This window comes from Dinoroseobacter sp. S375 (genome assembly GCF_049800775.1).
Taxonomy (GTDB): Bacteria; Pseudomonadota; Alphaproteobacteria; order Rhodobacterales; family Rhodobacteraceae; genus Dinoroseobacter.
Map to the genome: position 1 here is coordinate 125,078 of NZ_JBNAFR010000003.1, position 16,963 is coordinate 142,040.

Sequence of the window (16,963 nt, forward strand, 5' to 3'; positions counted from 1 at the left end):
CGGGGACGGAACGTAGGAACCAGCTCGGGAAAGGTCAAGCAGAGGCTCTGGTTTGCAACGCCTCGATCACCAGCTTGTGCGGCAGGGGCATGAGCGTCGCGGTCCGGGTCCAGAGGATGGCGGTCTCGATGGCGCGGTCCGGGTAGATTGCGCCAAGCGCTTCGGCATAGGCCCCCATCTGCCGCAAAAGGCCCAGCGGCACGGTCTCGGCCCTGTCCGGCACCACGGCGTTGGTCTTGAAATCCACCGCGAGGACCCGGTCGGGCGTCACCAGCAGACGGTCGACCGTGCCGATCATCTGGCCACCGCCGAGACTGGGGAGCGGTGCGGTCAGGTCTACCTCTGCCAAGGTCTCTGGGGCGAAGATCTCTGCAAGCGCTGGCGCGTCGAGCACGGATTGCGCCTCCGCCAGACAGGTGGCGCTGTCCTCGGCCCCGTCCAGCAGGGCGGTCGTCGCGGCGGGCCAGTCGGCACGGGGCAGAGAAGGCAGGTGTTCGAGCAAGCGGTGGATCCGATCACCGCGCGCCATGGCCGCATCTTTGTCGCGCCCCCCATCGCCGCCCTCGACGATCTTCGCCCCATCGAGCCGGGAAGGCGTGATCTTTGCCAAAGCTGGTGGCGGCGGGGCGAGCGGCGTGCCCGGTGGGGCCGGGGGCCGGGGCGTCTCGACCGCCGCAACCGGCAAGGCGCCTTGGAGGGGCCAGTCCCCATGGGCCGCGCGCAGCCCTTCGCCGGTGGGCGTGGCCAGTGGCATCGCATTTTCCATCGCGCCCATCCCCGCGCTGACCATGGCATGCCAACTGTCCGCGCCCGCGCCGGTCTCGCCCGCTGCCGCCACGATCAGCCAGCTCTCGGCCCTAGTTAGCGCCACATAGAGAAGCCGCATCCGCTCATCATCGGCTCGGTCTTTCTGTTCCTGCGCCACGCTCTGGCAGGTCCGTGGACGCGAGGCGTCATTGCCCGCCCAGACCAACGGCCCTTCGGGCAGGGGCAGCATCACCGTGCGCCCGGGATTGCCCCGGGGCTTGGCGCAGTCGGGCAGGATCACGATCGGCGCCTCGAGGCCCTTGGCCCCATGGACCGTCATCACCCGGATCTCGTCCCGACGGGCATCGATCTGACGCTTGATCTCCATATCGTCCTGGCGAAACCAGCTGACAAACCCGGTCAGGCTCGGCACTTCGGCCTGCTCGTATTGCAGGGCCTGCGCCAGCAGAACGTCGATCCCTTCTTCGGCCTCGGTCCCGAGCCGCGCGATCAGCCGTTCGCGCCCCCCGTGCCGGGTGAGGATCCGGTCGAGCAGGTCATAGGGGCGCAGAAAGTCCGCCTGATCCCGGATGTCCTGCAAAAAGGCGACGGTCTCGGCCTGGGTGTCGCCCTCGTCTCGGAGCGCGGCCCAGAGGAAGGGCGATTTCCGGGGTTGCGCCAACGCGTGGAGCTCTGCCGCGCTCCAGCCACACAGGGGCGAGCGCAATACGCAGGCCAGGGACAGGCTGTCCTCCGGCGTGGCGGCAAAGGCCAGGAGCGCCATGAGATCCCGCACCGCCAGTTCCGCCCCTACACGCAGCCGGTCCGATCCGGCGATGGGCAGAGCCTCGGTCTTGCAGGCGCGGATCAGCTCGTGAAAGATCTCGGACCGCCGCTGCACGAGGATCAGGATATCGCCGGGCGTGACGGGCCGCGTCTCGCCTCGGGCGGTGGTGATCTGTGTGCCGCGGTCGAGCATCGCCCGGATCTCGCGCGCGATCTTTCGGGCCAGCAGGAGCCGTGCATCGTCCTGCGCCGGTTGGTCCACCGGATCGGTCCAGGGGCGGGCCTCCTCGGTTTCGGTCTTGGGCAGGGCTGGCCAGAGGTCCACGCGCCCGGGCAGATCCGGGTGAAAGGCCAGATGTTGCGATGCGCTGCCCAGCCCGCGATGGGCAAAGAGCGCGAAGGTCTGGTCCACCAGCTGCAGCACCGCGCGGGACGACCGAAAGGAGTAGAGCAGGAGCTTTTCTTCCAACGGCGTGCCGACCTGCGCGAGGGCCGTGCCGAAATGGCCGCGCATCCGGTCGAACCCGGCAGGATCCGCGCCCTGGAAGGAATAGATCGACTGCTTTTGATCCCCGACGACAAAGATCGTGCGCCGTGTGTCCGTGCGCGCACCCTGACCGGCGGTGAATTCGCGGGTCAGAAGGCGAATGACCTCCCATTGCACGGGCGCGGTGTCCTGCGCCTCGTCCACCAGCATATGGTCGATCCCGCCATCGAGCCGGAAGAGCACCCATTGCGCCACGCCCGGATCGGTCAGCAGGGCCTGGGCCCGCAGGATCAGGTCATCGAAATCGAGCCAACCGCGCGCCTGCTTGCCGTCCTGATAACGGCGGATGAAGGCATGGGCAAAGGCGTGGATCCGCGTGGTCATCGCGGCCAGCCCGAGGGCCAGCCGCGTCTCGCGGGCCTCTTCGATCCGGGCCATCAACCCATTGAGCGCGTCTTGGTCCGGGCCGAGGGTCGCGCGGGTGGCCTTGGTCGGAAACCCGTCAATCTTGGCCCCGAAAGGGGATTTGGCCTTGGCGCCAAAGAGGACCAGCGCCTCCAGCGCCTCGAGCCATGCCGGACCCTCGGGCAGGGCGCGGAGCGCGCGCAGTTTCCCGCTGGCTTTCTGATCCGTGGCCGTGCCCGACGCGCAAGCCGTCGCAACCCGGTCGAGCAAGGCTGCATCCCCGGGTGGCAGCGTGCGTGCGACCAGTGTCTCCATGCTCTCGTCCGGGTCTACCTCCAACGCGGCATAGATCGCTCCGGGGTCCGGAGCGCTCTCGAAATGCGCCCTGTGTTTCAGCAGGGTCTGGATCAGATCCGGCAGGGTCGTCTCGTCGATATCCCGTGAAATCGCCTGCAAAAGAGCCTGATCCGGCCCGGAGGCCATGTCGCGCAGCACCGCCTGCAGAAGCTCGGCCTCGGCGCGGCTGTCCATCTCCTGAAACTGGGGGGAGACCTCGGCCTCCAGCGGGAAGCGCCGCAAGAGCCCCGCGCAAAAGGAATGGATCGTCTGGATCTTCAGCCCGCCCGGCGTCTCGATCGCGCGGGCAAAGAGGGTCCGCGCGGTGCGGCAGAGGTCTTCGGTCAGGTCCTGCTGCAGCAGCCCCAGCGCGCCCAGCTTGCCGCGCAATGCGCCATCCTCCAGCATCGACCACGCGCCGAGCGTCCGAAAGAGCCGGTTCTGCATCTCGCTCGCCGCCGCCTTGGTATAGGTCAGGCAGAGGATCCGCTCTGGCGGCACCCCCTCCAGCAGCAGTCGCGCCACCCGGTCAGTCAGAACCTTGGTCTTGCCCGAGCCCGCATTGGCCGAAAGCCAGACGGAATAGTCCGGATCGGCGGCTTGCATCTGCGCAAGGCTCGCGTCGTCAGGCGCGATCATGGCATCTCCTCCGGGCTGGGCAGGTCGGTCTGATCCCATTCGCCAAACCGGCTGAGATGATCGTATTCCGAGACATGTTTCAGGTCGCGCGGCATCCGGCGGGCGGTGTAGCCGCGGCTGCCCGCGAGGAACCCGTCGAGGATCTCGACGAACGCCTCCCGCGCCTTGCCGATCTCGTCGGGTGTGAGCGCGAGGCTGCGCTCGCCCAATCCCTTGTTCAGCCTCAGATAGCTGATCCGGGCAATGTCCAGCGGGGGAAGATCCTCGAAATCGCCAGCGGCGGCGATGATCGCCTCGAGATGGAGCTGTTTGACCAGCGCGTCGATCTGCTTTTCGGAAGGAAGCTGCCCGGTCTTGTAGTCATAGAGGATCGCGCTGCCATCCTCGGCCCGGTCGATCCGGTCGGCATTGCACGAGAGTGTCACGCCGTTGCCGAGCTGGGTCGCGCCCCTGATCTCGAAGGCGATGGGGCTGGCCATGGCTTGCCGGGCGCGTTCCTCGGCGGCGAGGGGTCCGGCGAAACTGGCAAAACGTGCGGCCCATTGCAGGCGTATCTCGGGCCAAGGGACCAGTGCGCCGATCACCCGGTCCGCCGTCTCCATCAGATGCGCCTCGGTGAGTTCGGCGCCCTCCGGAAGGGATTTGAGCGCAGATTCCATGATGCCATGGAAAACGGTCCCGCGCAGGGCCGGGGTCGGTCCGGGATCCAGCGGTTGGAGCGGCGCGAGGCGCAGCACATCGCTGGCATAGATCTGGTATGGATCGCGGATTAGCGTTTCCACCCGCGAGGCCGAGATCCGGGGCCGGATTTGTGCGCGCTTGACCCGAGGGGAGGGGCGCGGTGTCGCCGGGTTCATGATTTCTGGCCGATCCAGCTGCCCGGCGCAGGCAATCATCGCATCCCCCCGGGCGCGGGCCGCTGCCAGGGCCGTCTGCCCTTCGGGACCGATCCCGTCGAGCAGGTTCGTCAGCCGGTTCAGCCATCGCGACGGCACGGTTTCCGCCTCGCTGTCCCGGGTGGCGCGGGTCAGGATCACCTCGCGCGCGCCAAAGGCCTGTTGGAAATCATGGGCCGAAAGGCCGACCTGCCGTTCCGGGACCAGAAGCCCGGCTTCATGCCGCATCCGTCGGTTCATCCACGGGTCCGGATCAGGAAGCCCCGGCCAGACGCCCTCGTTCAACCCCGCAAGCACCACAAGATCCGCGCCTTGCACCCGCGCCTCCAGCGTTCCCCAGAAGGTGATCCGGGGATCGGGCTGGATCGGGTCGCGCACCTCTCCGGCTGCAAGGACCGAAGCCAGCAGGGACGCATAATCCCGGGGCGTGATCGTGCCGCCAGCCTCCGCCGCCTCGCGGATCTGGTCGAGCGCCTTGAGCGCCTGGGCCCCGGCTTCCTTGTCCCAAAGCCCGCCCGTCCCCGCAGCATCCGGCCCGGCGGCAAGTGCTTCGCTGCGCGCCCGGTGCAGAGCCTCCAGCGCGGTGACGCTCTGCGCTTGGGTCTCGGCCAGATCGAAGAGCGTCGCGATCACCCAATCGGCCCAAGGCGCACGGGTCGGATCGGTGGTTTTCGAGCCCGGGGGCGGAGTCTCGGCCCATTGGCGCAGGGTGTCCGGGCTGATCGCAAGACCGGGCGCGCCGCGTAAATGCAGTTCCAGCTCCCGTGTGTGGCGCAGATGGGTCCCGCGTTCGGGATGCTCGGAATGGGTCAGCGGATGTTTGAGCACAACAAGCAGGTCCGCGGCCCCAAGCTCGGCCCCGATCAGCCCCGCCACATGTCGCAGAAGCCGCCCCGGGGCCGACAGGATCAGTGGTTTTCCCGCGCTGTCATCCGGAACGATCCGCCAGCGATCGAGTGCCGCCGTCACCTGCCGGGTCAGAACGCGGTCCGGCGTGATCAGCGCCACATGGCGGTTCTGGGCGGCTGCGGCGCGCAAGGCGGTGGCGATGCTGAGGGCCTCCTCCCGCTGGGAACTCGCCTCGATCAGGGTCACCCCCTCCACCGCCTCTGCGATCTCCCCGAGGCTCGGCCCCTCGGCACGCCATTGGTCGGTCACCGGCGCCGGGCGCAAGGCCAGCGAGGTCAGCCGGTTCCGGGCGGGCACGGGCGCGGGCGCCGTCGTCCAGAGCGGCAACTCCTCGGGCCGCAGATCCAGTGCGGCAAGCAGGCGGGCATAGCGAAACTGCGGATGATCCTCATTGCTGAGCGCGTCGGTCATCCGGTGCCAGACCGCGGCAGGCTGGTCGGTATCGAAGCCGGGCAGGATCAGCGCCCCTTGGGGCAGGCGCGCGACTGCCTGCATCAACAGTGATGTCGTGCCCCGCGACCCGGTGGACCCGATGATCAGGATCGGGTGGTCCGGGGGCTGTGCCTCCCACTGGGCGATCTGGCGCAGGACCGCGTGGCGTTGGCGTCCTTGCGGTCCCGGCGGCGCGGCGGTGCTGTCGAGAAATGGCGCGACAATCGAGATGAAGCGCAGCGCGCGCTCCCAATGCGCCGAGAGATCGCCCACATCGAGCCCGGTCAGCCGGTCGAGAGACACGCCCTCTCCCTCGCATTCATCGAGCAGCCGGACGAGGCTGGCTGACAGGTCAAACAGCGCCGAGCGCGGTGCGATATCCGGCGCAGCAGCGATGAGTTCGGCGACCAGTGCGCTCAGCTCAAGCTGCCGTTGCAAGCTGGGTGTGGCCTTGGGCAGTGACAGATCCCGCGCCCCGATATCCGTCAGCAGCCGGATGCGGGGCAGGAACCCGGCGCGGCCCTGCGCGCTCAGCACGTCGGTCAGACGGCGTTGCATCCGCGCGGTGTTCACGAAGATTTCGACCCGGGCCAGCGCCTCGGGCGGGTGATCGGTCAGCCGCTGGAGCAGCCCGTCGAGGCTTGCCTTCGGGAAGTCGAGGCCGATGGGCACCCCAAAGACACGGGCGGTATCGGTGGGCGGAAAGAGAGGCTTGGTCGTCATCGATGCGTCGCGAGCATGGTCTCGGCGATGGCGATCCCCTCGGGTGTGCCCACATCCGCCCAATGGCCCAAATAGACGAGCCCGCAAAGGCGGCCCTGCATGGCCATTCTGTCCCAGAGCGTGTTGAGCGAGAACACCCGGTCCGGGATCTCGGCGAGGCCATCGGGCGCGATGATCTGCGCGCCGGTATAGGTGAGCGGTCCGCCCCGGGTAAGTCTGCCATCGTGCGCGCAGGTGAAGTCCCCTGCGCCCGCATGCCCGTGGGCGCGCTCTGTGGGAATCAGCAGCAACAGCGCGTCCATGCGCGCCGGATCCCAGGCCGCGCGGAGCTGTGACAGCGCGCCCGGGTCGGACCAGACCGCGTCGGAGTTCAGGGTGAAGACCGGGCCAGGCCCCAACAGGGGAAGTGCGGCGCGCAACCCGCCGCCGGTTTCGAGCCTTTCCTCGGGTTCGGGGCTGATCCGGATCTCCGGTCGGGTCGAGAGATGCGCTGCGATTTGTGCCGCCCGGTAATGGGTATTGACCACGCAGCGGGGCAGATTCGCCGCCGCGACCAGATCCAGTGCGTGATCCAGCAGAGGTCGTCCAGCCACGCGGACAAGCGGTTTCGGCATGTGGTCGGTCAGGGGCGCCATACGCGTGCCGCGCCCCGCCGCAAAGAGCATCACCGCGTCGGGCATGAACCGGCCCGTGCCCTGAGGTCGTCCAGATGCGCCGCGCTGGGTGGCGGCAGGGTTTCGGCCACCAAAGACCGGAGCGTTCCGAGGCTCGGGTGCTGCAGGCTGTGCTGCAACTGGTCCCAGACCCGGGGGATCAGGTCCACGTAGCCGGGCTTGTCGAAATGCAGGGACAGGCGGGCGAAGACCCCGAGGATCCGCAGGGCGCGCTGGGCCGTCAGGACCGCCACCGCATGATCGAAGCCAGGCAGATCACTCGCGAACCAACCGAACACCTCGCAGCGCAGCGCCTCCACGACCTCAGGCGGGACGTCGCGACGCGCATCGTAGAAGAGCGAGGCCACGTCATAGACCGGATGCCCGAGGGCTGCGTCCTGAAAATCAAGCAGGCCGACCCGGCGCAGCCCGGTCTCATCCGGGCACCAGATCAGGTTCTCAGCATGGTAGTCCCGCAGCACCGGAACCGATCGCGACCAGTCGAGCGCTGCCAGCGCCGCGGCCATTTCGGCGGCGAGGGGGGCGGTGTCTTGGCTGCCTGCGTACCAGATCGGTGCAAGGGTCGCGGCTTCGGCCATCTCCGGCGCGCCATAGGCGGGCAAGGGCGGCGGCGCACCCGCATGCAGGCTACGCAGAACGGCGAGCGCTTCGCAGTAGAGCGGGACCTGCTGCTCTGGGTCGGCTTCGAACAGCCGCGCATAGAGGCCATCGCCCAGATCTTCGAGCAGCAGGAAACCCTGCGCCTCATCTGCCGCGAGAATGGCGGGCGCGTGCAGGCCGAGACCGTCCAGATGCCGCGCGACAGAAAGAAACGGCGCAACCCGTTCGCCGGTTTCGGGCGGGGCATCCATCAGGACAACCGGGCGGTCCCCCAGGGTCAGCCGGTCATAGCGCCGGTTCGAGGCATCGCCTGCAAGGCTGCGGATCGTCTCGCCCTGCCACCCGGCCTGGGTAAGAAAAGCGAGCTTGGCTGCGTCTCGATCCGTCATGCGGCCTGCCTCAGACAGGGGGCCAGCCGCGCGGTCCAATTGCCCCCCAGCTCGGTGAGGGTCAGCATCCGCCCCTCGCCCGTATCCGCCGGGCGCAGGGCCAGGACCAGGGCGTTATGCGGCAGGTCCGCGCCCAGCCGGTCGGGCCATTCGATCAGGGTGATCGCACGGGCATAGGCGTCATCGAGCCCGAGCGCATCGATCTCGCCGGGATCGACGAGCCGGTAGAGATCACAATGCCAGAGCTCAAGCGAGCCCAGATCATAGGTTTGCACGAGGGTGAATGTGGGCGAGGGGACATCCTCGAGCCGGTCCAGCGCCGCGAGCCTGGTCTGGATGATGGCGCGGCTGAGCACGCTCTTGCCGGCACCGATCTCGCCCACCAGAAGCAGGCTGTCCCCGGCACCGAGCAGCGGCGCGAGACAGGCCCCGAAGGCCTGCGTGCTGGCCTCATCGGGGAGGGAAATCGTGGCGAAAGGTGCTGGCGACATACCTTGGTTGTACCCGGTGCGCGCCCGGCTGCAAGCCTTCGCAGTCCGCCCGTGTCAGGCGGTTTGCGCGATCTCTTCGGTCCGCGCCGGATCGAGGAGTTCGGCCACGGGCTCCAGCGGTTTGAAGCTGACCAGCGTCATGCCCTGGGCCAAGGGAGAGACGTGGCAGCGCACGATCTGGCCGCTGCCATTCAGCCGGGCGAAGTCCTCCCAATCGGAGCGACCCTGGCTTGTGGTGGCAAAATCGCGGATATCGCCCCAGATCGGTGTCGGTTGGCAGGCATCCTGCCATGTGCGCGAGGCATCCACGATGCTGGTCGGCAGCACGCCATCGGCGTCTTCGGTATCCCAGAGCTGGCCATAGGCCGCGTTGGACAGCACCAGCGTACCATTCTCGGAAAAGACCGCGATCGCGTCTTCGAGCGTATCGAGCACCCGCTGGCCCAGCTCGATCTCCGAGCGGAAACGGCGGGTCAGCGACACCTCGGAGGAGATATCCTCGAAGGTCAGCGCGATCCCGCCATCATGGTGCGGGCGCCCGAGAATGCGATAGTTCTGACCCGTGGGCAGGGCCCAGGTCTCTTCAAATGTGCCGTTGGTCGCCGCTTTCTCCAGCCCGGTCAGGCGGTTGCGCCATTCCTTGTAATCCTTGGGTTCCGGCAGCATGTTGCGATCCCGCAGCCGGTCGAGCACTTCCGACAGGCCCGGGCGCGCGCTGAGCCATTCCGGCTCCAGCGTGGTGAGATCCGTGAGCGCCGGGTTGAACAGCACCAGTTGCCGCCGCTTGTCAAAAATCGCGAGCCCCACCTGCAGATGGGCGAATGTGCTGGTCAGGGTCTGGACGAAATTGCGCAGGGACATCTCGGCCCGCACGGTCAGGTCAATCGGCGTCGCCGTATAAAGCACCTCGTCCTGCACCCGGTGGCCTTCTACCTCGAACCAGCGTTTCTCGGTTTCGGACATGTCCACCGAGACCCGCCGTTGCCCCGGTGTATCGGGATGAGCGAGGGATTTCTGTTTGAACAGATGCGGCATCGGCCAGCTGCCGGCACGATCCGGGAACACCGTTTCGGTCAGGTCGATATAAGGCTTGTTCGCCCAGGTCAGCGCACCATCGCGGTCCTGCCGCCACATCAGGAGCGGGACATGTTCCACCGTCGCGCGAAGTTGCACGAGCTCCCGGCGCTGGGCCGCGGCTTGTTCCGGGCTTGGGTCCATGGGGCCGGTTTCGACGCTGGTGGTCTGCGAGGCATGGCGCGCGGCCTCTCGCCGCGAGAGAACGTTCAGGACATAGAGCGCGAAGGCCGCAGTGAGGAACGCGACCGCCAGCAGCGTCGCGAGAAGCGAGAAGTCCATACCATTCATCAACAATCTGCCTATTGTTTTAGACAGTTGTGCCAATCAATGGTTAACACCCTCTTAAACTTCGATGGGTTGGTTCTCGCCCAGGGCCACGCTCTCGCTGGTTTCCGGCAGGGCGATCTGCTCGCGCGGCCAGATCGCCTCGACGATGGCACCGCTGCGCACGGGGCGCTCTTCTTTGGGCAGGAACGGGTCGGAGCCATTGGCAAAGCTCATCTCGGCCCCGGTCCGCTCCAGCAGGGTTTTGGCGATGAAAAGGCCGAGCCCCATCCCCTCGTAACCGGGGCGGCGCGGGTCGCTGGCGGATTTGCGTTTGCGCACGAACGGATCCCCAATCCGGCCCAGCAGGTGTGTGGGATAGCCCTCGCCGTCATCGATGATCCGCACCAGGATCACGTCATCTGTCCAATGCAGGTCGATCCAGACATTGGCCTCGGCAAAGTCCACGGCGTTCTGCACGAGGTTGCGCACCCCGTGGATAATCTCCGGGTGGCGGCGGATCGTGGGTTGCTGATTGCTGCCGCCCGGGGCGGGCGAGACATCAAAATGTAGTGATTTGCCGCGCTGGGAATGGGGCTCTGCCGCCTCCCGGACCACGGTGCCAAGGGGGGCGGTTTTGAGGTGCAGATCGTCCTTCCCGGCCCGACCCATGGAGCGCAGGATATCGCGACATCGGTCGGCCTGATCGCGGATCAGCTCGGCATCTTCCTTGAGCACCGGATCATCCAGCTCCTCGGCGAGTTCCTGGCTCACCAGCTTGATCGTCGCGAGGGGCGTTCCGAGCTCATGGGCGGCAGCGGCCACCACACCGCCAAGATCCGTCAGCTTCTGCTCGCGGGCCAGTGCCATCTGGGTGGCCAGCAGGGCCTCGGACATGGAATTCGTCTCGCCCGTCACCCGGTAGGCATAGGCGCCCAGAAAGACCACGCCGATGATGATCGCGCACCAGAACCCGAAGACGAGCACTTCGGGCATCCGCAGGATGAACCCCTGTTCTGTCCGTAAAGGCACATGAAAAAAGGCCACGAGGCTCACCAGACACATCGCCACCACCCCGAGGATCAGGGTCGAGCGCAGCCGCAAGGTCGCCGCGGAAATCGTCACCGGCGCCAGGATCAGCAGGGCAAAGGGATTGTTCAGCCCGCCGGTCAGATAGAGCAGGAAGGCCAGCTGCGAGACGTCGAACATCAACGTCAGCATCGCCTCGTTTTCCGACAACCGCTTGTTCTCGGGGTAGACGAACATCGCAACGGTATTGGCGATGAAGGACGCGCCGATCGCGAGATACAGCAACCCGTAATTCAGAGTGAGGTTCAGAACCTGCGAAGCGACCGCGATTGTCACAATCTGTCCGGTGATCGCCAGCCAGCGCAACAGGATCAATGTGCGCAGCCGGACCCATGTGCTGCGGTCCTTTGGAACAACGGGAGGCGTGGCGGTCTCTGTCATTCCCTCGGTCGAAGTGTCACAGGTGTCTGGACCTAGACCATAGAGCCTCCCCATCTAAGAAGACAAGAGAAGTCGATGTGAACGGATGGGAGACGCGCTCGATGAAACTCTATGCCGGGACGGCCATAGCCCTTGTGACAGCTCTGATTGGCGGGACGGTCTATATGGCCTTCTTCAACTCGCCCGATGATCCGCTGGCCCAGTGTCGCGGCAGCGTGGTGGCGACGGGCACGGCCTCCATCGGCGGACCGTTCGAACTGGTCTCGGAAACCGGCGAGACGGTGACGGACGCAGATGTGCTGACCAAACCCTCGTTGATCTATTTCGGCTACACCTTCTGCCCGGATGTCTGCCCGTTCGACGTGGCGCGCAATGCCGAGGCAGTGGATCTGCTGCAGGAGCGGGGCATCGATGTGCAGCCGGTCTTCATCTCGATCGACCCCGAGCGCGACACCCCCGAAGCGGTCGGATACTTCACCGACGCGATGCATCCCGACATGCTCGGCCTGACTGGTTCGCCAGAACAGGTGGCGGCGGCTTCCAAGGCCTACAAGACCTATTACCGCAAGCAGGAAGGCGACCCGGAATACTACCTCGTGGACCACTCGACCTTCACCTATCTGATGATGCCCGAGAGCGGTTTTGCTGATTTTTTCCGCAGGGAAGCCTCCCCGACGCAGATGGCTGAGCGGGTAGCGTGCTTCGTCGAGCATTCAACCTGAGGTCGAGGTTTGACCCCGAGACAAAATGACACTAGAGAAATATGAACGAAAGATAATTACCAAATCAAACCCTGGGGGATAGATGACCGAACAGACAGCCCGAGACATCGGCCCTGACGCGTCCCTTCTTCTCGTCGATGATGATGAACCGTTTCTGCGCCGCCTCGCTCGGGCGATGGAGAAACGCGGGTTTGAACCGGAAATGGCCGGGTCTGTCGCGGCGGGCAAGGCCATCGCGACGGCACGCCCCCCGGCCTATGCTGTGGTGGATCTGCGGCTCGAGGATGGCAACGGGCTCGACGTGGTCGAGGTTCTGCGCGAACGCCGCCCGGATGCGCGGATCGTGGTGCTGACGGGCTATGGGGCCATCGCGACGGCCGTGGCCGCGGTCAAGATCGGCGCGACGGATTACCTGTCGAAACCGGCAGATGCCAATGACATCACCTCTGCCCTGCTGGCGCGGCCCGATGAGCTGCCGCCGCCGCCGGAGAACCCGATGTCCGCGGACCGGGTCCGGTGGGAACATATCCAGCGGGTCTATGAACTCTGCGACCGGAATGTCTCGGAAACCGCGCGTCGATTGAACATGCATCGCCGGACGTTGCAGCGGATTCTGGCCAAGCGCAGCCCGCGCTGAACCCCGACCTGATACGGATTGAAACGGCTCGCCTCTGGCGGGCCTTTTCTTTTGTCGGGCGGGTCAGTCCAGATCGTAGCGCTTGCTGACCCGGTCCACGACGAGGCCGTTGCCCAGCGCCACATCCTTGTGCCGGGCGTAATCCTCGAAACCGCGGCTCTGATAATATGTCAGGCCGCTCTCGTTATCGGCGCGGATCGTGGCATTGATCCAGCGATAGCCGAGAGCGCGCGCAGCCTCGGTGCTGGCCGCAAAGAGCTTGCTGCCTATCCCGAGACCCGTCTGGCCCAGCTTGACGAAGGTCGCGATATCGCAAGCTTCGGGCGGCAGAGACCCGCGCGGCTCGATGGATTGGAACCCGAGGATCTTGCCGCCGGTATCCTCGGCGATGTGCCAGACAGACCGTTCCGGGGCGAGGGCGAACCATCCCAGCAGGGTATCGCCGGTGACGTCCTCGACAAAGGCGGTGGTGCCGCCCTTGCGGATGATCGCGTTCAACAGGTCGGCCATGGGGCGGGCGTCGAGCGCCCCGGCGCGGCGGATCGTCAGGCTCATAGCTGCTCCAGAAGTGCGGTATGCCGGGCGGTGAACGCGTTGCGGACGTCGACGGGGGGTCGCAGTTCGAGGGTCAGACCATCGATCACCTCGGGCTTGGGGCGGCCAAAGAATTTCGTGGCCTCCGCTTCGGCGAACCCGGCGATCTGAGTCGCTTCGAGCCAAGCACTCACCTTGTCGGCGCGCTTGATGGCGGCCTTCACGGTTTTCGGCAACTGGCCCGGCAGGCCAAAGCGCAGGTGGATGGCGGCGGTCAAACGCTCGTCCAGCGCGGCATATCCCGGGCCGACGGCGGCTTTCACCGGCGAGATCATGTCCCCGATCACGTATTCCGGGGCGTCATGCAAAAGTGCCGCAAGCCGCCATTGCACCGGCGCCTTGGGGGTCATCCGGCTGTAGAGCGTTTCAACCAGAAGCGAATGCTCGGCCACGGAATAGGCATAATCCCCAAGGGTTTGGCCATTCCACCGGGCCACGAAGGCGAGGCCGTGGGCGATATCCTCGATCTCGATATCCAGAGGGGTCGGGTCGAGCAGGTCCAGCCTGCGGCCCGAAAGCATCCGTTGCCAAGCGCGGGGAGGTGCCATGTCTGTAGTCTCATTGGTTGCGGCGCTGGGCTCAGTCCTACGCCGGGCCGACACGAAGCTCAATTCCTCGTGTCTGTGTGACCCAGTTCATAGTTCTGCCATGCAAAGGCTGTCATGCTGTCCCAGGTACGAGTGCAGAGTCTGCTTGCAGACCTGGTAGTTCGCGATCTCGCGGCGGCGTGTTTGGCGTCGCGAGGTCGCCATATTTCGGAACGGTTTTTCAGGTCGCGCGTTTCAGTATCGGAGGTTGTCATGTTCAAGAGTGTTTTCTTCGCTGCCCTTTTTGCCCCCGCTCTGGCTTTGGCCCAGGGCGCTGATACCTGTATGACCGCAGGGGAGCTCGATGCCGGTCTGATCGACTGGTATGGCGAGAGCCCGGTGGAAACCTCCGATGATGGCAGCATGGTCCTGTGGCAAAATGCAGAGACCGGCACCTGGACCCTGGTCGCCTATCGCCCCTCGGGCATGGCCTGCACCCTCGATACTGGCAGCACGGGCCTCGCTGGCGCGGCGGCAGACCAGATCATGGCGAGCTATGACGGATCGATCCTGCGCTGAACCCTCAACCGGGCGTCTGCAGCACCATGTCATCGGGAAACCGCGCCAGGTAAGCGGCCATCTTGTGGCAGGACAGCATGTGCTTGCCCATGGATTTCATCATCTTGCTTCGGTCCTGTAGCGGCGTCTGCGCCGCAGGCTCCGGGCATCTGTCCGGGAAATGCGTCGCCAGAAAATCCCGGAAGGCCCGGGTGATGAACCCGGGAAACACACCGTCATGGGTCTGCCACGGCTTTTTCGGCCCGATGAAGTGAAGGATCCGCGCATCCTCCGTCAGCGCAAAGAGCGATGACGCCCAGGTGAACTGCCAATTCCAGCGCGGCGACATCTCGGCCCATGCCCCGCGCAGCACGCAATTCAGCAAGGTCTGATCATGACCCACCAGCCGGTCCTTGTGCTCTTGACCAAAGGCGATGCAGCGCGCTTCGAGATCCTGCTGACCGAAGGCCTCTGTGTCGATCATGGTCACACCGGAGTTGAAGTAGGGACCGCTTGGCCAACCGAACCTGCGATACTGTTCCGGTTGCCGCCCGGGTGTGCGCCACTGGATATTGTCGCGCACTGCCGCCACGGCGGATCCGAGCATGTCCGCATCAAGCAGCGTACTCATCCCGTCGCGGGCGCAGTAGATGTCGGAATCGAGATAGAGGATCCGGTCATAGGTCTCGGCGAGCAGGGCCGGAAGCGCGAGCCGCAGATAGACCGCCTCGGTGCGCCGCGCATCCAGCCGCAACCCCGTAAACCGCGTGCCCATATCGACCTGCAACAGACGGATACCATGGCGGGCCAGAACCGGGATTTCGGGCAGGGCCTCGTTCGAGACGATGAAGATGTCGAATGTTCGCTCCGGGTGCAGTGCCGCGATCTGGCTGGCGGCAAAGGCGGCGAAGGGCAGGTATCGTGTGTCGCTGCAGAACCCGATGGCGCGACGGTGTGCGGCGGGCGCGTTCGATTGAATCAGACGGACATCTGTCACGTGGTTTTCCGGTCTTCTGTGGTCTTATGGGCAGCTTGCGCCAAAGGCGCTGCCGACTGAACCCAAACCTGATCCGACATTGTTGTTCAAGGTCTCTGGTGCTACTGCGACGGGAACAAACGCAGATGCACGCAGAAGGATGATCCCGGTGTCGCTCGATTATACCGTCAAAGACGTCTCCCTCGCCGAGTTCGGTCGCAAGGAACTGGACATCGCCGAAACCGAAATGCCCGGCTTGATGGCCCTGCGCGAAGAGTATGGCGAGAGCAAACCCCTGAGCGGTGCGCGCATCGTCGGCTCGTTGCACATGACGATCCAGACGGCGGTTCTGATCGAGACGCTGGTGGCGCTGGGCGCGGATGTGCGCTGGGCCTCCTGCAATATCTTTTCGACCCAGGATCACGCCGCGGCGGCGATCGCGGCGGCGGGCATCCCGGTCTTCGCGATCAAGGGTCAGAGCCTTGAGGAGCACTGGGATTACCTCGACAAGTCCTTCATGTTCCCCGAGGGGCCGAACCTGATCCTCGATGATGGCGGCGACGCGACGCTCTACATCCTGCTCGGCGCACGGGCCGAGGCGGGCGAAGAGATCATCGCCGTCCCGCAATCGGAAGAAGAGGCCGTCATCAAGGTACAGATCGCCAAGCGCATGGCGGCCAGCCCCGGCTGGTTCACAAAGATGCGCGACCAGATCAAGGGCGTCTCCGAAGAGACAACGACCGGTGTGCACCGTCTTTACGAGCTGATGCGCGACGGCCAGCTGCCCTTCCCTGCGATCAATGTGAATGACAGCGTGACCAAGTCGAAATTCGACAACAAGTACGGCTGCAAGGAAAGCCTCGTGGACGGGATCCGCCGCGCCACGGACACGATGATGGCGGGCAAGGTCGCCGTGGTCTGCGGCTATGGCGATGTGGGCAAGGGCTCTGCGGCGTCGCTCCGCGGGGCGGGCGCGCGTGTGAAGGTCACCGAGATCGACCCCATCTGCGCATTGCAGGCGGCGATGGACGGGTTCGAGGTCGTGACACTCGAGGATACCGTGGCAGACGCGGATATCTTCATCACCACCACCGGCAACAAGGACGTGATCCGCATCGAGCATATGCGCGAGATGAAGGATATGGCGATCGTCGGCAATATTGGCCATTTCGACAATGAGATCCAGGTCGCCGCCCTGAAGAACCACAAATGGACCAACATCAAGGATCAGGTGGACATGATCGAAATGCCCTCGGGCAACCGCATGATCCTGCTGTCCCAGGGCCGTCTGCTGAACCTCGGCAATGCGACCGGGCATCCGTCCTTCGTGATGTCGGCCTCCTTCACCAACCAAGTGCTCGCGCAGATTGAGCTCTGGACCAAGGGCGACCAGTACAAGAACGAGGTCTATGTCCTGCCCAAGCATCTGGACGAGATGGTTGCCAAGCTGCATCTGGCCAAGGTCGGTGCCAAGCTGACCGAGCTCGCCAAGGAGCAGGCGGACTACATCGGCGTCACCGTCGACGGCCCCTACAAGCCCGAACACTACCGCTACTAAAAAAGATTCTTCGAAGAAAATCGCCGTCGGATGAAACTCCGGCGGCGTTTGCGTGTTGAGACAGCA

The 16,963-nt window shown here is 65.4% G+C and carries 14 protein-coding genes; 4 read left to right on the top strand and 10 right to left on the bottom strand.

Annotated features, from left to right (window positions below; translation table 11 throughout):
* Window positions 1–34: 34 nt before the first annotated feature.
* The 7 genes from addA to regB are packed head-to-tail and all read right to left on the bottom strand — an operon-like array spanning window position 35 to window position 11,325.
* The gene (addA, locus tag ACP150_RS08490; protein WP_424966156.1) at window positions 35–3,400 is read right to left on the bottom strand and encodes a double-strand break repair helicase AddA; all 3,366 of its coding nucleotides are present in this window, start codon (window positions 3,398–3,400) and stop codon (window positions 35–37) included.
* On the bottom strand, window positions 3,397–6,360 hold the full coding sequence (gene addB / locus ACP150_RS08495; RefSeq protein WP_424966157.1) for a double-strand break repair protein AddB: 2,964 nt from the start codon (window positions 6,358–6,360) through the stop codon (window positions 3,397–3,399). Before addB ends, addA begins: the two co-directional genes overlap by 4 nt.
* Window positions 6,357–7,040: a nucleotidyltransferase family protein gene (locus ACP150_RS08500; RefSeq protein WP_424966158.1), complete on the bottom strand. Its 684-nt coding sequence runs from the start codon at window positions 7,038–7,040 to the stop codon at window positions 6,357–6,359. Before ACP150_RS08500 ends, addB begins: the two co-directional genes overlap by 4 nt.
* Complete coding sequence (locus ACP150_RS08505) at window positions 7,025–8,023, bottom strand: aminoglycoside phosphotransferase family protein (RefSeq protein ID WP_424966159.1); 999 nt, start codon at window positions 8,021–8,023, stop codon at window positions 7,025–7,027. Before ACP150_RS08505 ends, ACP150_RS08500 begins: the two co-directional genes overlap by 16 nt.
* Window positions 8,020–8,514 carry a tRNA (adenosine(37)-N6)-threonylcarbamoyltransferase complex ATPase subunit type 1 TsaE gene (gene tsaE, locus ACP150_RS08510; RefSeq protein WP_424966160.1) on the bottom strand — a complete coding sequence of 165 codons (495 nt, stop codon included), beginning with the start codon at window positions 8,512–8,514 and terminating at the stop codon, window positions 8,020–8,022. The genes ACP150_RS08505 and tsaE overlap by 4 nt, the downstream gene beginning before the upstream one ends.
* 54 nt (window positions 8,515–8,568) lie before the next feature.
* Window positions 8,569–9,879: a PAS-domain containing protein gene (locus ACP150_RS08515; RefSeq protein ID WP_424966161.1), complete on the bottom strand. Its 1,311-nt coding sequence runs from the start codon at window positions 9,877–9,879 to the stop codon at window positions 8,569–8,571.
* A gap of 54 nt (window positions 9,880–9,933) precedes the next feature.
* Entirely contained in the window at window positions 9,934–11,325 is a 1,392-nt protein-coding gene (regB, locus tag ACP150_RS08520; protein WP_424966162.1) for a sensor histidine kinase RegB, read from the bottom strand.
* A gap of 101 nt (window positions 11,326–11,426) precedes the next feature.
* On the opposite strand from regB, the gene ACP150_RS08525 reads away from it, so the two are divergent.
* On the top strand, window positions 11,427–12,047 hold the full coding sequence (locus tag ACP150_RS08525; RefSeq protein ID WP_424966163.1) for an SCO family protein: 621 nt from the start codon (window positions 11,427–11,429) through the stop codon (window positions 12,045–12,047).
* A gap of 82 nt (window positions 12,048–12,129) precedes the next feature.
* Entirely contained in the window at window positions 12,130–12,684 is a 555-nt protein-coding gene (locus ACP150_RS08530; RefSeq protein ID WP_424966164.1) for an ActR/PrrA/RegA family redox response regulator transcription factor, read from the top strand.
* A 63-nt stretch (window positions 12,685–12,747) separates the two neighbouring features.
* Here the strand turns inward: ACP150_RS08530 and ACP150_RS08535 are convergent, their stop codons facing one another.
* Together ACP150_RS08535 and ACP150_RS08540 are read right to left on the bottom strand one after the other, a co-directional pair.
* Window positions 12,748–13,239 (bottom strand): N-acetyltransferase family protein, encoded by a 492-nt coding sequence (locus tag ACP150_RS08535; RefSeq protein ID WP_424966165.1) that lies wholly within the window; start codon window positions 13,237–13,239, stop codon window positions 12,748–12,750.
* Entirely contained in the window at window positions 13,236–13,826 is a 591-nt protein-coding gene (locus ACP150_RS08540; protein ID WP_424966166.1) for an HD domain-containing protein, read from the bottom strand. Before ACP150_RS08540 ends, ACP150_RS08535 begins: the two co-directional genes overlap by 4 nt.
* A 252-nt stretch (window positions 13,827–14,078) precedes the next feature.
* Here ACP150_RS08540 and ACP150_RS08545 point away from each other — a divergent pair, with 252 nt between their 5' ends.
* Window positions 14,079–14,384: an S-adenosyl-L-homocysteine hydrolase gene (locus tag ACP150_RS08545; protein ID WP_424966167.1), complete on the top strand. Its 306-nt coding sequence runs from the start codon at window positions 14,079–14,081 to the stop codon at window positions 14,382–14,384.
* A 4-nt stretch (window positions 14,385–14,388) separates the two neighbouring features.
* Here ACP150_RS08545 and ACP150_RS08550 read toward each other — a convergent pair whose 3' ends face one another.
* Entirely contained in the window at window positions 14,389–15,360 is a 972-nt protein-coding gene (locus ACP150_RS08550) for a glycosyltransferase family 8 protein (protein WP_424966168.1), read from the bottom strand.
* A 148-nt stretch (window positions 15,361–15,508) separates the two neighbouring features.
* On the opposite strand from ACP150_RS08550, the gene ahcY reads away from it, so the two are divergent.
* The gene (ahcY, locus tag ACP150_RS08555; protein ID WP_424966169.1) at window positions 15,509–16,897 is read left to right on the top strand and encodes an adenosylhomocysteinase; all 1,389 of its coding nucleotides are present in this window, start codon (window positions 15,509–15,511) and stop codon (window positions 16,895–16,897) included.
* The last annotated feature ends 66 nt before the right edge of the window (window positions 16,898–16,963 follow it).